Source organism: Streptomyces sp. GbtcB7, from assembly GCF_019091445.1.
In the GTDB taxonomy this organism is placed as follows: Bacteria; Actinomycetota; Actinomycetes; order Streptomycetales; family Streptomycetaceae; genus Streptomyces; species Streptomyces mirabilis.
The window spans coordinates 1-267 of record NZ_JAGXJM010000312.1; the positions used below are offsets into that span (position 1 = coordinate 1).

Sequence of the window (267 nt, forward strand, 5' to 3'; positions counted from 1 at the left end):
ACCATCGGCGCTGTGAGGCTTAGCTTCCGGGTTCGGAATGTAACCGGGCGTTTCCCTCACGCTATGACCACCGAAACCCTTTCAGACACCCCGCAATAAAGCGGGGTCTTGAACGGGCAGCGAACAAGCACACTATTCAATTGATTAGTGGAACTGTTCAGCCAGCACAACCGTTCGTTGTCTGGGAACTACACAGTGGACGCGAGCAACTGAGGACAAGCCCTCGGCCTATTAGTACCGGTCACCTCCAGCGGTTACCCGCCTTCC

Annotated in this window: 1 rRNA gene; it reads right to left on the reverse strand. The window is 55.8% G+C overall.

From position 1 onward, the window contains the following. Positions 1-75, reverse strand: a 5S ribosomal RNA gene (gene rrf, locus KVT44_RS56160); the annotation flags it as partial. Positions 76-267: the final 192 nt, after the last annotated feature.